Below are 12,689 nucleotides of genomic sequence, written 5' to 3'. Positions count from 1 at the left end.
GTTAAGGAATGTACGCCGGCCAGTGTAATGCAAGAATCGGGCGCGGCGTAGTGGGATGGATCAAAGGGGCCTTTTAAACAAAGAAAGGAACCTCAAGGGTTAACGCAAGCGCTCGGTGAGCCAGGTGCCGATGTCGCGAATTTCCTCGGGTAACACTTCGTGGCCCATTGGGTATTCCTGCCATGTCACGGTGACACCACGATGCTTCAAGTGCTCGTAGGCGCTGCGTCCCATCGAGTTCTGCACCACATCGTCGTATTGGCCGTGCATCGACAGTACCGGAATGCGCTGCTGGCTGGCGGACAGTTCCAGATCGTCACTGAAGGTCGGTGCATAAGTAGAAAGGGCAACGACGCCTCCCAGCGGTCCCTGCCACTTCAGAAACGCGGTGTGGAACACCACGGCACCGCCCTGGGAGAAACCGGCCAGGAAAATCCGCGAGGCGTCTATTCCGATGGCTCGCTGGGTGTCGATCAATTTAATGACCCGCTCCGACGACTCTTCCAGTTGCTCGCGGTTGATTGCGCGCGCGGGGCTCATGGCCAAGATGTCGTACCAGCTCGGCATCTCGTATCCGCCATTGATGGTGACGGCGCAGGTGGGGGCCTGAGGGAGAACGAAGCGGGTGGTCAGCAATGTTTCCTGCAGCGCTTCGGCCACGGGCAAGAAGTCGTAGCGATCGGCGCCCAGGCCGTGGAGCCAGATGACGCAGGCGTCTGCGGGCTTGACGGGTTCAAGAATCAGGGGGGCGGTCATGTCTGCTCCAATGTTGTGCGTGCGCGCCTATTAGGTGCGTGACCCAAATGCGCGTCAGGTTGATCTGTTAAGAAGATGTCGCAAGCGTACAAGTTTTGCTATTGACGCGCAGCTGAACCGCTTTGGCGGGCTGTGTGGTACGGCCTTTGCTATGTCGAAGGCTGTATGAAAAATCCTACGACCAGCGGTAACACTATCAGTGTACTGCCGACTGTGGGATAGCAATGAATCCGGTGATGGATGTTCGCCAATGGCCGCTACGGGGCTTCGCGAACGTGAAAGGGCTACCGCCCGTTCGGCCGACTGGTGAGGGTGAGTTTTCCATGATGTGGATTTTCTCCTACTAGACTCATAGCTAACGTCTTACGTCGGTTGACCCTAAAACAAGCCAACACGGGTCGACTACGCCTCAAAAGGGTGCGACAGGACTCACGCTCCGACACAACAAGAGCAAAACTGGAGGTTTGAATGAAGATGTTGAAATCCACCCTGGCGATCGTGACTGCAGCCGCAGTACTCGGTGTCAGCGGGTTTGCCCAGGCAGGTGCAACCCTGGATGCAGTGATGAAGAAAGGTTTCGTGCAGTGTGGCGTCAGCGATGGCCTGCCAGGCTTCTCGGTTCCGGATTCCACCGGCAAGATCGTCGGTATCGATGCTGACTACTGCCGTGCAGTGGCGGCGGCTGTCTTCGGCGACGCGACCAAGGTCAAGTTCAGCCAGTTGAACGCCAAGGAGCGCTTCACCGCGCTGCAGTCCGGCGAAATCGACATTCTGTCGCGCAACACCACCATGACCAGCTCCCGTGACGCGGGCATGGGCCTGAAATTCCCAGGCTTCATCACCTACTACGACGGCATCGGCTTCCTGGTAAACAACAAGCTGGGCGTGAAAAGCGCTAAAGAGCTGGACGGCGCAACCATCTGCATCCAGGCCGGTACTACCACCGAGCTGAACGTTTCCGACTACTTCCGCGGCAACGGCCTGAAATACACCCCGATCACCTTCGACACCTCCGACGAAAGCGCCAAGTCGCTGGAATCCGGTCGTTGCGACGTACTGACCTCCGACAAATCCCAGCTGTTCGCCCAGCGCAGCAAGCTGGCTTCGCCGAAGGACTACGTGGTTCTGCCGGAAACCATTTCCAAGGAACCTCTGGGCCCGGTCGTGCGTAATGGCGACGACGAGTGGCTGGCCATCGTGCGCTGGACTGGCTACGCCATGCTCAACGCTGAAGAAGCCGGCATCACTTCGAAGAACGTCGAAGCCGAAGCCAAGGGCACCAAGAACCCTGATGTTGCCCGTCTGCTGGGTACCGACGGTGAATACGGCAAAGACCTGAAAGTGAAGAAAGACTGGGTCGTGCAGATCGTCAAGCAAGTGGGTAACTACGGCGAAGTGTTCGAGAAAAACCTCGGCAAGAGCACTCCGCTGGAAATCGACCGCGGGCTGAACGCTCTGTGGAACGCTGGCGGCATTCAATACGCACCACCAGTGCGCTGATGGTTCTATCACCCGGTGGGCCAACCACCGGGTGATGTTCTGTTCCATTATTTCCGGGGCACTTCATGCAAAATTCAATCGGCGCACCAAAGCAGAGGCTCAGCCTCAGCGATCCACGAGTGCGCGCGTGGGTATTCCAGATCATCACGATTATCGGGGTGGTCTCGCTGGGCTGGTATCTGTTCGATAACACCCAGACCAACCTGCAGCACCGGGGCATTACCTCCGGTTTCGACTTTCTGGAGCGCAGTGCCGGTTTCGGCATCGCTCAACACCTGATCGACTACACCGAAGCGGACACATATGCCCGGGTGTTTGTCATCGGCCTGCTCAACACCCTGCTGGTGACCTTCATCGGCGTGATCCTGGCGACGATCCTGGGTTTCATCGTGGGTGTGGCGCGGCTGTCGAAGAACTGGATCATTGCCAAGCTGGCGACGGTGTATGTGGAAGTTTTCCGCAACATTCCGCCGCTGCTGCAGATCCTGTTCTGGTACTTCGCGGTGTTCCTGACCATGCCGGGGCCGCGCAACAGTCACAATTTCGGCGACACCTTCTTTGTCAGCAGTCGTGGCCTGAACATGCCGGCAGCGTTGATGGCGGACGGTTTCTGGCCGTTTGTGGTCAGCGTTGTAGTCGCCATCGTCGCCATCGTGCTGATGAGTCGTTGGGCCACCAAGCGCTTCGAAGAAACCGGCGTGCCGTTCCACAAGTTCTGGACCGGCCTGGCACTGTTCCTGGTGATCCCGGCCTTGTGCGCACTGATCTTCGGCGCGCCGCTGCACTGGGAAATGCCGAAGCTGCAAGGCTTCAACTTCGTCGGTGGCTGGGTGCTGATCCCGGAACTGCTGGCGCTGACACTGGCCCTGACTGTGTACACCGCGGCGTTCATCGCCGAGATCGTGCGCTCGGGCATCAAGTCGGTCAGCCACGGCCAGACCGAAGCGGCGCATTCCCTCGGCCTGCGCAACGGCCCGACACTGCGCAAGGTGATCATCCCGCAAGCCCTGCGCGTGATCATTCCACCGCTGACCAGCCAATACCTGAACCTGGCGAAGAACTCCTCGCTGGCGGCCGGTATCGGTTATCCGGAAATGGTCTCGCTGTTCGCCGGGACCGTGCTCAACCAGACCGGCCAGGCGATCGAGGTGATTGCGATCACCATGAGCGTGTACCTGGCGATCAGTATCAGCATTTCCCTGCTGATGAACTGGTACAACAAGCGCATTGCGCTGATCGAGCGGTAAGGAAAAGCGCATGAGCACTCATACTTTCAAACCCGACATGCCACCACCGAGCAGCAGCATCGGTGTGGTGGCGTGGATGCGCGCGAACATGTTCTCCAGCTGGCTCAATACCCTGCTGACCCTGTTTGCGTTCTACCTCATCTACCTGGTGGTGCCGCCGATCCTGCAGTGGGCCATCCTCGACGCCAACTGGGTGGGCACGACCCGCGCCGACTGCACCAAGGACGGCGCCTGCTGGGTGTTCATCCAGCAGCGCTTCGGCCAATTCATGTACGGCTACTACCCGCCGGAACTGCGCTGGCGCGTAGACCTGACGGTGTGGCTGGCGATTGTTGGCGTGGCACCCTTGTTCATCTCGCGCTTTCATCGTAAAGCGGTGTATGGCCTGAGCTTCCTGGTGTTGTACCCGATCATTGCCTACTTCCTGTTGCACGGCGGCATCTTCGGCCTGACCCAGGTAGCGACCAGCCAATGGGGCGGCCTGATGCTGACCCTGGTGATCGCCACTGTCGGCATCGCCGGCGCGCTGCCGCTGGGGATTGTCCTGGCGCTGGGCCGTCGTTCCAACATGCCGGCGATTCGGGTGGTCTGCGTGACCTTCATCGAGTTCTGGCGCGGCGTGCCGTTGATCACGGTGCTGTTCATGTCCTCGGTGATGTTGCCGCTGTTCCTGCCTGAAGGCATGAACTTCGACAAGCTGCTGCGGGCCCTGATCGGCGTGATCCTGTTCCAGTCGGCCTATGTGGCCGAAGTGGTGCGCGGTGGCCTGCAAGCGATTCCCAAGGGGCAGTACGAAGCGGCTGCAGCGATGGGGCTGGGCTACTGGCGCAGCATGGGCCTGGTGATTCTGCCGCAAGCCCTGAAGCTGGTGATCCCCGGCATCGTCAACACCTTCATCGCGCTGTTCAAGGACACCAGCCTTGTGATCATCATCGGCCTGTTCGACCTGCTCAACAGCGTCAAGCAAGCCGCCGCCGATCCAAAGTGGCTGGGCATGGCCACCGAAGGTTATGTGTTCGCTGCCCTGGTGTTCTGGATTTTCTGTTTTGGTATGTCGCGCTATTCCATGCATCTGGAACGCAAGCTCGACACAGGCCACAAGCGTTAGGAGTTCTTTTATGAGCGAAGCAAATAAAAAGCCTGTGAGCCCTGAAGGCATTATTCAGATGCAGGGCGTGAACAAGTGGTACGGCCAGTTCCACGTGCTGAAAGACATCAACCTCAACGTCAAGCAGGGCGAGCGTATCGTGTTGTGCGGCCCGTCGGGTTCCGGCAAGTCCACCACTATCCGCTGCCTCAACCGTCTGGAAGAACACCAGCAGGGCCGCATCGTGGTCGATGGCGTGGAACTGACCAACGACCTCAAGCAGATCGAAGCGATCCGTCGTGAAGTCGGCATGGTGTTCCAGCATTTCAACCTGTTCCCGCACCTGACCATCCTGCAGAACTGCACGTTGGCGCCGATGTGGGTGCGCAAGATGCCCAAGCGCAAGGCCGAGGAAATCGCCATGCACTACCTGGAACGTGTACGCATTCCGGAGCAGGCGCATAAATACCCGGGGCAGTTGTCCGGCGGTCAGCAACAGCGTGTGGCGATCGCCCGCGCGCTGTGCATGAAGCCGAAAATCATGCTGTTCGACGAGCCGACGTCGGCCCTCGACCCGGAGATGGTGAAAGAGGTACTGGACACCATGATCGGCCTGGCCGAAGACGGCATGACCATGCTCTGCGTGACCCACGAAATGGGCTTCGCCCGCACCGTGGCCAACCGCGTGATCTTCATGGACAAGGGTGAAATCGTCGAACAGGCCGCGCCGAACGACTTCTTCGATCACCCACAGAATGATCGCACCAAGCTGTTCCTGAGCCAGATCCTGCATTGATCGAACCCAGGCACTGAAATAAACCCGGACTGAGTTCCGGGTTTATTTTTGCCCGCGATTTTGTGCACATCCCTGTAGGAGCTGCCGAAGGCTGCGATCTTTTGATTTTGCTTTTTCAAAAGCGCAGATCAAAAGATCGTCCGAACGCGGCCCGAGCCTTCGGCAGCTCCTACAGGGGTTGTGTCGATGGATTAAGCTGACTAACATGTCAGAAAATTCATCCTATGATTGGATGATAGGGTGAATTCCATGTCAGAAATAGCTCCCCTGGTAAAACGATCCCTGGTCGATCAGGCCCTGGACCAACTGCGCCAGCGTATCAACCAGGGCATTTGGGTCGTTGGTCAGCGTTTGCCCACCGAGCCCGAGTTGTCGGCGGAACTGGGCATCAGCCGCAACACCGTGCGTGAAGCCATGCGCGTGTTGGCGTTTTCCGGGTTGATCGAAATCCGCCAGGGCGACGGCAGTTATGTGCGGGCGGTGGTCGATCCGCTCGATACCCTGAAGGCGCTGTCCCGTTGCTCCCTTGAGCAGGCCCGGGAAACCCGGCACATCCTTGAAGTCGAGGCCATCGGCCTGGCAGCCATGCGCCGCACCGATGAAGACCTGGTGGCATTGCGCGAGGCGCTGGGTGTCAGCGGCAGTCACTACCATGGCGATCTCGACACCTACATCGCCTGCGATCTGGTGTTCCACCGCCGTCTGGTGGACGCCGCGCACAACCCGACACTCAGCGAGTTGTACCGCTACTTCTCCAGCATCGTCGGCGCGCAGTTGCGCCAGACCCTGAGCATCGTCCCGCGCCGCCAGGAAGTGTTCGACCTGCATATCGAATTGCTCGATGCCGTCGAACAACGGGACCCGGAGCGGGCCAAATCCTTGTCGAGGCAGTTGATCAATGAACCTTGAAACCGAGAAGTCGTTACCGCGCGGTGATTTATCCACAGCCGCAAAACGTTCGGCAGAGCTGGAAGAGTTGCTGATCGACGCCGAGGCCGATGATGAACAGGTTCAGCAAACCCACCCGGTTCTGCGCCGTCCGTGGCTGTTGCTGCTGGGCCTGATTCTGGTGGCGCTGAACCTGCGCCCGGCGCTGTCGAGCATGGCGCCGATGCTCAGCGAGGTCTCGAAGTCCCTCGGCTTGTCGGCGTCCGCGGCAGGATTACTGACCACGTTGCCGGTGCTTTGCCTTGGCCTGTTTGCGCCCTTGGCACCACTGCTGGCCAGACGCTTTGGGGCTGAGCGGGTGGTGCTGGGCATTCTTCTGACCCTGGCTGGCGGGATCATCCTGCGCAGTTCATTCGGTGGGATCGGCCTGTTTGCCGGCAGTGTACTGGCCGGTGCCAGCATCGGCGTGATCGGTGTGTTGCTGCCAGGCATCGTCAAGCGCGATTTCCCGAAACAGGCCGGGACCATGACCGGCGTCTACACCATGGCCCTGTGCCTGGGCGCGGCGATGGCGGCGGGCGCGACCGTGCCCCTGAGCGAGCACTTCGACAACAGCTGGGCGCTGGGCCTCGGCTTCTGGGTTATTCCGGCATTGGCGGCGGCGCTGTTCTGGCTGCCGCAAGTCAGCCAGAAACACGGCGCGCACAACGTTGCCTACCGCGTTCGAGGCTTGCTGCGCGATCCGCTGGCCTGGCAGGTGACCTTGTACATGGGCCTGCAATCGTCCCTGGCCTACATCGTGTTCGGCTGGTTGCCGTCGATCCTGATCGGTCGCGGCCTGACCCCGACCCAGGCCGGGCTGGTGCTGTCGGGTTCGGTGATCGTGCAACTGGTCAGCTCACTCGCCGCGCCATGGCTGGCTACACGTGGCAAGGACCAGCGCCTGGCGATCGTGATCGTGATGGTCCTGACCCTCGGCGGTCTGTTCGGTTGCCTGTATGCGCCGATCGAAGGCTTGTGGGGCTGGGCAATCGTGCTGGGGCTGGGGCAGGGCGCCACGTTCAGCCTGGCATTGACCCTGATCGTGCTGCGCTCGCGGGACTCCCACGTCGCGGCGAACCTGTCGAGCATGGCCCAGGGCTTCGGTTATACCCTGGCGTCCATGGGGCCGTTCGCGGTCGGTCTCGTACATGACTGGACCGGTGGCTGGACGGCGGTAGGCTGGATCTTCGGCGTCATCGGCCTGGCTGCGATCATCGCCGGTCTCGGTGCCGGGAGGGCGCTGTACGTGCAAGTCAGCAGCGAGAAAATTCAACCGTGACGGATGCCTATAAATAGACAACCTCCAGGGTCGCGGAACCGTCGAGTATTGCATCGTCACTCAGGTCCAGCGTTGAGGTGGGAGCAATGATGGCGACGAGCGTGACCCGGCTGCTCAGGTTCTTGATCTTGACAGGTCCTGCGGTGCTGCCCGCCACGTCGGTGAAGCCCAGCCAGCTGTTGGCGGCAATCGGTATGGGACTGGACCTTGATGTACTCCACGCCCGCCCTTCAGTGGTGGAGTCGGTTCGATACACTTGCGGCAGAGCGTCCGCTACAGTGCGGGCAGGATCGAAGTGCAGTGAGTACAGACCGATCCGGTTGCCGCTGCGGTCGAGGTTCAGGCCGTAATAGATCTCACTGTTGACGATGGCCGAGCCTTCGCGGTTATCGCGCATGATCAATGCGAAATGCGCCGCTGTGTTGCAGTTGATGTCGAGGTCGAGGAATTCGTCACGCAGTCGCGTCCTTTGGTCGATGTTCAGGTCCTGTCGGGAGATTTTTCCGTAGTCGACAAGACCGTTGTTGGAGAACGTCGGGGTGCAGGCGACCGGGGTGATGGTGCCTTTGACCAAGAGTGCATTGGGGGACACCGCAATGGCAGCAGTCGTCATGCCCATCAGCAGTCCGGTGGTCAGCGCCATGGGAATACGCTTCATCGATAAATTCCTTTTTTTCGTAGAGGTATAGGTGCTGAACCGTTCATTCAGACAACGAACGGTTCAGTGCCTTGACGCTTAGTAGTAAACCACGTCGAACGTCGCGGAGCCTTCAAAGGCGATTTCGTCAGTCAGGTCCAGCGAGTCGGCGCGAGCGATAAAGGTGTCGACCGTAAAATCATAGGTGACATCTGTAGCTTTAATCGGTTGGGAGCCGCCAGTAGAGGTAAAGGACAAGAAATATCCCGGTTTGGCCACGGTGGCTTTCACCCAGGATAATTCGTCGGTTGATTCGATTGCCTCCGCTTCAGCTGCATCCGCTGTAACTTTCGTGACGTTGGGGACAAAGAAGCCCAACTTTTCGTTCTTAGGGGTCAGACCGAGGCCAAACGCAACCGGACCAACCGGTGATGAGTTGCCGGTATTGTCAGTTGGCTTCAGTGCGAAACTGATTTCACCATCACAGGCTATGGTCAAGCGCATCGGATGTGCATCCCCAACCTTCGTATTCTCATCTTCCTTAAGCTGTGATGTCGAGATCTTGCCGATATCAATGAGACCGCTATTGGAGAATGTCGGTGTGCAAGCGACTGGCGTGATAGTGCCTTTGACCTCCAGGGTATTGCCCACGGCGAAGGCCTGAGGGGCGGTGCCGATCACGGCTGTTGTAGCGAGTGCTGCAAGGTACTTTTTCATATAAAACTTCCTTTCTTTCATTGTTGGCCTTGAATGTTCCGAGGGGCGAAAGTGCTCCGCGGCTTCAACGAGGCAGGGTGGGTGTTACGGGTAAAGAATTTCGATCGTCCCCGAGCCGTCGAGGTGAACGGCGGTGCTCAGGTCCAGGCTCGCGGTGGGGGCAATGACGGCCTCGACCGTCACCGTGGTTGTGAGGTTCTGGATAAAGGCCGGGCCTGCGGTGCTACCGGCGCTGTCGGAAAAGCCCAGATAGCTTCTCTGGGCGAAGGGTATGGGGGTCGAACTGGAGGTGCTCCAGGCCGCGCCCTGGGTGGTGGAGTCGGTTCGATACACGCGGGCGAAGCTGTCGGCGCTGGCGTTAGCGGGATCGACATTCAGTGAGTACAGGCCGATCTTGTTGTTGCGGTGATCCAGACCCAGCCCGTAGTAAATCTCGCTGTTGACGGTTGCCGTGCCTGGGCGGTTGTCATGCATGACCAGGGCAAATTCCATCGGGGCGTCGCAGTCGACCCGCAGGGTCAAATCCTTGGGTGGCAGTCGGGTGCTTTTGTCTGCGTTCAGGTCGTTTTTCGATAGCCGACCGAAATCCACCAGGCCGCCATTGGACAGCTCCACTTTGCACGCGGTGGGCGCGAAACTGGCGCGCAGGGTTATCTCCCTTGAAAGACCCGTCGCGACTGCGTCGAACAGGCCGGTGGTTTCCCAGACGACAGCGTCACGTACCTGCAAGGCTTTTTCCGACGCCCAGGCTGTCAGCTCCAGTTGCGCCGAAAGACTTTGCCCTTGCGCCGCCACACCGCTCCGGACCGGAACGATGGCCTGCTGCGGTTGCCAAAGCAGACTCGAAGCGGATGCTTCCGGTACTTGGCCGATGGCAGAAATAAAGCCCAGGTCCACCGGTTGCCCATCGAGCACGGCGTCACTCATGCGCACGGCATAGCTGCCGTGTTCGGCAAAGCGAAAGCGCTCGGCGGTCGCGGCCATGGCACGGTAGAACAGGGTCATGTCAGTGGGTTGGGGACAGCTCAGGTTCAGGCTCAGGTGGCGCTCGCCCAGGGTTTGCTCTGCGGAGCCATTGGCGCGTATGGCCCGATTCGTCAAACCGTAATCGACTACCGGCTGACTCAGGGTGAGCTTGCATTCATCGGCGAGGGCCCAGGCGTGCGGCGCAAGTCCGCTCAACATCAACGTGCCGAGTGTCAGCAACAAAGGGTGGGACAGCTTCATGGGGATATCCTCAAAGTGTGCGGCACCGGGCGGCAGCGGTCTCGTAATACACCTGGGTATTGGCCTTGGCCGGCAGTTCGAAACGCAGTTCGCAGCGCTCCAGCCCTGGTGCGGTTATCCACAGGTCGCGGGTGTTCAGGACGTTGGGCAGAAACACCAATCCACCTTCTTGAGCGAGCGTGATGAACTCACCGTCTGCGCTGCTTACCGTTGCGCCACGGGGCAGTGGGGCACCGTCGTCCGTGGTGACTTTGAGCAGGGCACGACGGGTCAAGGTGACACCGAACTCGACCTTGTCGACGGCACCGCGTCCGGCGGAAACCACGGCCAGTCCGTTGTTGATATCGAGGTTGCGTGGCAGCGAGCGGGTGTCGACTTCTACCGGGCTGCGCCCATAGGCGCTCACCTGAGGCACCACGGCCTGACCTTTCCAGTCGGTCCAGACCGGACCGCTTGGGGTCGAGACTTTGATGGCGCTTTCATCGCCAACCGAAAGCAGCGCGAAGGTGTCCCTTACGGCGTATGGCGATAACGTCAGGCCGTCGCCGTGCAGAACGGCCCCGCCACGCGCGCCAACCTGATAGCTGGAACGTTCGGCGTCGGAGCGGGTGTAGTTCAAGTCCAGTTGGCTGTAGCGCGGCAGCAGGGAAACCCCCGCCGAGGACTGCACTTGTTTGTCTCGTGTGTCGTGCTCGACACCGACCCGGTAGCTCAACTGGTCGTTGATCTGCTCGTTCAAGCCGATACCACTGCGATATTCGCCAGCGGAACTGCGTACCCAGGTGCGCGCCCGACGACGTTCACCCAGTGGAATGCTGAGGCTCAGGTAGACACTGTCGTCGCTACGTTGGGTGCCGCTGACTTGCCATTGCGCGGTGGCCGACACCGACACGTCGCCAATCCGGGTGCCCCAGGACGCCAGGGCGCGGCTGCTGTTTTGCCCGTCGAATGTCGTTGAACGATTGAAGCCGCTGCTGAACGCGCCAAGCCCGGGGTGTGACCAGGCCAGCGAAAGGCTCTGCTGATCGCGGTAGCGCGACTGGCTACGCTCGGACTGAGTATCGAACACCGCTTCGGACAAGTCGCGATAGCCGAAGGTCCGGTACGAAGTTCCAGCATTGATCGACCACCGTTCACCCAAGCGTTGCGAAACATTCAGGTCGGCCTGAAGCCCCCTGTCGGCCTGGCGGGTGCTGGTGTCGGCCGCTTGCAGGGTGGTCTGGATCTGTGTGGCGGGCCCTGGCAGCAGGCTCAGGTCAGCACCCGCAGCACGGTAATCGGCGGAACCGGTGGCACCGGTGCTGAGCAAGACATTCGGGTTGAGTGCTCCACTCCAGCCGCCGCTGATCACCCAGGGTTCGCCGCTCCGGGCGTCGCCGAGACTGCGTACCTGGCCGGCGGCCAACGAAAAGCCGGGAGCCGGCAGGCCAACGCCGAGCATGGCGACGGGGACCGTGAAGCGTTGCTCGCTGCCATCCGCTTCCTTGACGGTGACTTCAACATCGGAGCGACTGTCGAGCCGACGTACGTTACTCAGGGAAAACGGTCCGGCCGGTACTACTGTCGAGTGGATCAGCGAACCGTTCTGGCGTATTTCGACCTGGGCCTGGCTGCGGGCAATCCCTTCGATGGGATTGCCTTGGCCTTCGACCTGGAGCGCTTGCTCCGTCATGACCTGAACGCCGGTGATCTGTGCGCCGGCCAGTACCGGGTTGTAGAGATTGACCTGACCCGCTTGAAGCACTGTTTCGTGGCGGGCAAAGGTGCGCTGGGCGTAAGCCGCCAGGTGAGTGGTGTGCGACATATCGTTCTGCCAGGTCTGCACCTGACGGCTGCGCACAATCCAGTCGCCGGCATTGAAACCGGCCTCGGTGTTGGCTGAGAGGTAGCGGCTCGATCGATTGCCGTACTGGCTGTGGAGGCTGTTGATGTCGTAGTTGAGTAACCCGGCGATACCGCCGGTTTGATAACCGGAGATATCCCGGACCACCGGGCGTATCGCCTGGGTGGGCACTATCAAGGAAAGGCCGAGATTGGCCGGATCCTGTTCGATTCGGGCCTGCGGCCAGGTGGCGAGTACATCGAAACAGCCTTTGTCGTTGGCCGGAATCGATGGCTCGCTCAGGTTTGCCGCATCCAGCAGGGAACGGTCAAAGCACAAGTCGCCCTCCCGGTTGAACGTGACGTCGACCCGGCCGCGACGTTGGCCATTGACCGTGAGGGTGATCGGATGTCGGCCGGCGGTGAAGCTCGGGGCGGCCAATAGTTGGGTTGCGAGACTGGGGTCGATACCCCTCTGAATCAGCGTTTTCCGGTCGAACGAAGTCAGCAACAGATCGGCATTGAGGTCTTCGGCATTGGCTTCGAGTCCTGTCAGCACGTTGCCAAGCAGCAACACCATGCCGGTCCGGACTCGCGACAGATGAGGGGACGTGCTGGCCGGCCGAATCGCAGGCAAGGCTTCGCCATCACGGTATTTCAATACGGTGTTCATGGGGTTCACTTGGGTTCTG

Annotated in this window: 11 protein-coding genes; 6 read left to right on the top strand and 5 right to left on the bottom strand. The window is 60.1% G+C overall.

Annotated features, from left to right (window positions below; all coding sequences use genetic code 11):
• Positions 1–99: 99 nt before the first annotated feature.
• Positions 100–756, bottom strand: a complete 657-nt coding sequence (locus ACEN83_RS25130) for an alpha/beta hydrolase (RefSeq protein ID WP_495578721.1) — start codon at positions 754–756, stop codon at positions 100–102.
• A gap of 468 nt (positions 757–1,224) precedes the next feature.
• On the opposite strand from ACEN83_RS25130, the gene ACEN83_RS25125 reads away from it, so the two are divergent.
• The 6 genes from ACEN83_RS25125 (at position 1,225) to ACEN83_RS25100 (ending at position 7,595) form a co-directional block, all read left to right on the top strand.
• The gene (locus ACEN83_RS25125) at positions 1,225–2,256 is read left to right on the top strand and encodes an amino acid ABC transporter substrate-binding protein (RefSeq protein WP_007972676.1); all 1,032 of its coding nucleotides are present in this window, start codon (positions 1,225–1,227) and stop codon (positions 2,254–2,256) included.
• Positions 2,257–2,321: 65 nt separating this feature from the next.
• Positions 2,322–3,503: an amino acid ABC transporter permease gene (locus ACEN83_RS25120; RefSeq protein WP_104449325.1), complete on the top strand. Its 1,182-nt coding sequence runs from the start codon at positions 2,322–2,324 to the stop codon at positions 3,501–3,503.
• A 10-nt stretch (positions 3,504–3,513) separates the two neighbouring features.
• The gene (locus tag ACEN83_RS25115; RefSeq protein ID WP_495578720.1) at positions 3,514–4,611 is read left to right on the top strand and encodes an amino acid ABC transporter permease; all 1,098 of its coding nucleotides are present in this window, start codon (positions 3,514–3,516) and stop codon (positions 4,609–4,611) included.
• Positions 4,612–4,621: 10 nt separating this feature from the next.
• Entirely contained in the window at positions 4,622–5,386 is a 765-nt protein-coding gene (locus tag ACEN83_RS25110; protein ID WP_007972685.1) for an amino acid ABC transporter ATP-binding protein, read from the top strand.
• 249 nt (positions 5,387–5,635) lie between these two features.
• Positions 5,636–6,295 carry a FadR/GntR family transcriptional regulator gene (locus tag ACEN83_RS25105; protein ID WP_116581152.1) on the top strand — a complete coding sequence of 220 codons (660 nt, stop codon included), beginning with the start codon at positions 5,636–5,638 and terminating at the stop codon, positions 6,293–6,295.
• The gene (locus ACEN83_RS25100) at positions 6,285–7,595 is read left to right on the top strand and encodes a CynX/NimT family MFS transporter (protein ID WP_495578719.1); all 1,311 of its coding nucleotides are present in this window, start codon (positions 6,285–6,287) and stop codon (positions 7,593–7,595) included. The genes ACEN83_RS25105 and ACEN83_RS25100 overlap by 11 nt, the downstream gene beginning before the upstream one ends.
• A gap of 7 nt (positions 7,596–7,602) precedes the next feature.
• Here ACEN83_RS25100 and ACEN83_RS25095 read toward each other — a convergent pair whose 3' ends face one another.
• From ACEN83_RS25095 to ACEN83_RS25080, 4 genes are all read right to left on the bottom strand, one after another.
• The gene (locus tag ACEN83_RS25095) at positions 7,603–8,253 is read right to left on the bottom strand and encodes a DUF1120 domain-containing protein (protein WP_495578718.1); all 651 of its coding nucleotides are present in this window, start codon (positions 8,251–8,253) and stop codon (positions 7,603–7,605) included.
• 78 nt (positions 8,254–8,331) lie between these two features.
• Positions 8,332–8,949 carry a DUF1120 domain-containing protein gene (locus ACEN83_RS25090; RefSeq protein WP_495578717.1) on the bottom strand — a complete coding sequence of 206 codons (618 nt, stop codon included), beginning with the start codon at positions 8,947–8,949 and terminating at the stop codon, positions 8,332–8,334.
• An 84-nt stretch (positions 8,950–9,033) separates the two neighbouring features.
• A complete protein-coding gene (locus ACEN83_RS25085) occupies positions 9,034–10,176 on the bottom strand; it encodes a DUF1120 domain-containing protein (protein ID WP_495578716.1) in 1,143 nt (380 codons plus the stop codon).
• Between the two features lie 10 nt (positions 10,177–10,186).
• On the bottom strand, positions 10,187–12,670 hold the full coding sequence (locus ACEN83_RS25080; RefSeq protein WP_495578715.1) for a fimbria/pilus outer membrane usher protein: 2,484 nt from the start codon (positions 12,668–12,670) through the stop codon (positions 10,187–10,189).
• Positions 12,671–12,689: the final 19 nt, after the last annotated feature.

The sequence above is a fragment of the Pseudomonas sp. Pseusp49 genome, from assembly GCF_059491875.1.
Note: the sequence above shows the minus strand (reverse complement) of the source record. Positions and strands in the feature narration are given on the sequence as shown.

What these genes read in the sequence shown, in the direction of transcription:
- ACEN83_RS25085 (WP_495578716.1), bottom strand. Translation starts at nt 10,176, where the DNA reads ATGAAGCTGTCCCACCCTTTGTTGCTGACACTCGGCACGTTGATGTTG.
- ACEN83_RS25090 (WP_495578717.1), bottom strand. Translation starts at nt 8,949, where the DNA reads ATGAAAAAGTACCTTGCAGCACTCGCTACAACAGCCGTGATCGGCACC.
- ACEN83_RS25110 (WP_007972685.1), top strand. Translation starts at nt 4,622, where the DNA reads ATGAGCGAAGCAAATAAAAAGCCTGTGAGCCCTGAAGGCATTATTCAG.
- ACEN83_RS25125 (WP_007972676.1), top strand. Translation starts at nt 1,225, where the DNA reads ATGAAGATGTTGAAATCCACCCTGGCGATCGTGACTGCAGCCGCAGTA.
- ACEN83_RS25130 (WP_495578721.1), bottom strand. Translation starts at nt 756, where the DNA reads ATGACCGCCCCCCTGATTCTTGAACCCGTCAAGCCCGCAGACGCCTGC.
- ACEN83_RS25095 (WP_495578718.1), bottom strand. Translation starts at nt 8,253, where the DNA reads ATGAAGCGTATTCCCATGGCGCTGACCACCGGACTGCTGATGGGCATG.
- ACEN83_RS25115 (WP_495578720.1), top strand. Translation starts at nt 3,514, where the DNA reads ATGAGCACTCATACTTTCAAACCCGACATGCCACCACCGAGCAGCAGC.
- ACEN83_RS25080 (WP_495578715.1), bottom strand. Translation starts at nt 12,670, where the DNA reads ATGAACACCGTATTGAAATACCGTGATGGCGAAGCCTTGCCTGCGATT.
- ACEN83_RS25100 (WP_495578719.1), top strand. Translation starts at nt 6,285, where the DNA reads ATGAACCTTGAAACCGAGAAGTCGTTACCGCGCGGTGATTTATCCACA.
- ACEN83_RS25105 (WP_116581152.1), top strand. Translation starts at nt 5,636, where the DNA reads ATGTCAGAAATAGCTCCCCTGGTAAAACGATCCCTGGTCGATCAGGCC.
- ACEN83_RS25120 (WP_104449325.1), top strand. Translation starts at nt 2,322, where the DNA reads ATGCAAAATTCAATCGGCGCACCAAAGCAGAGGCTCAGCCTCAGCGAT.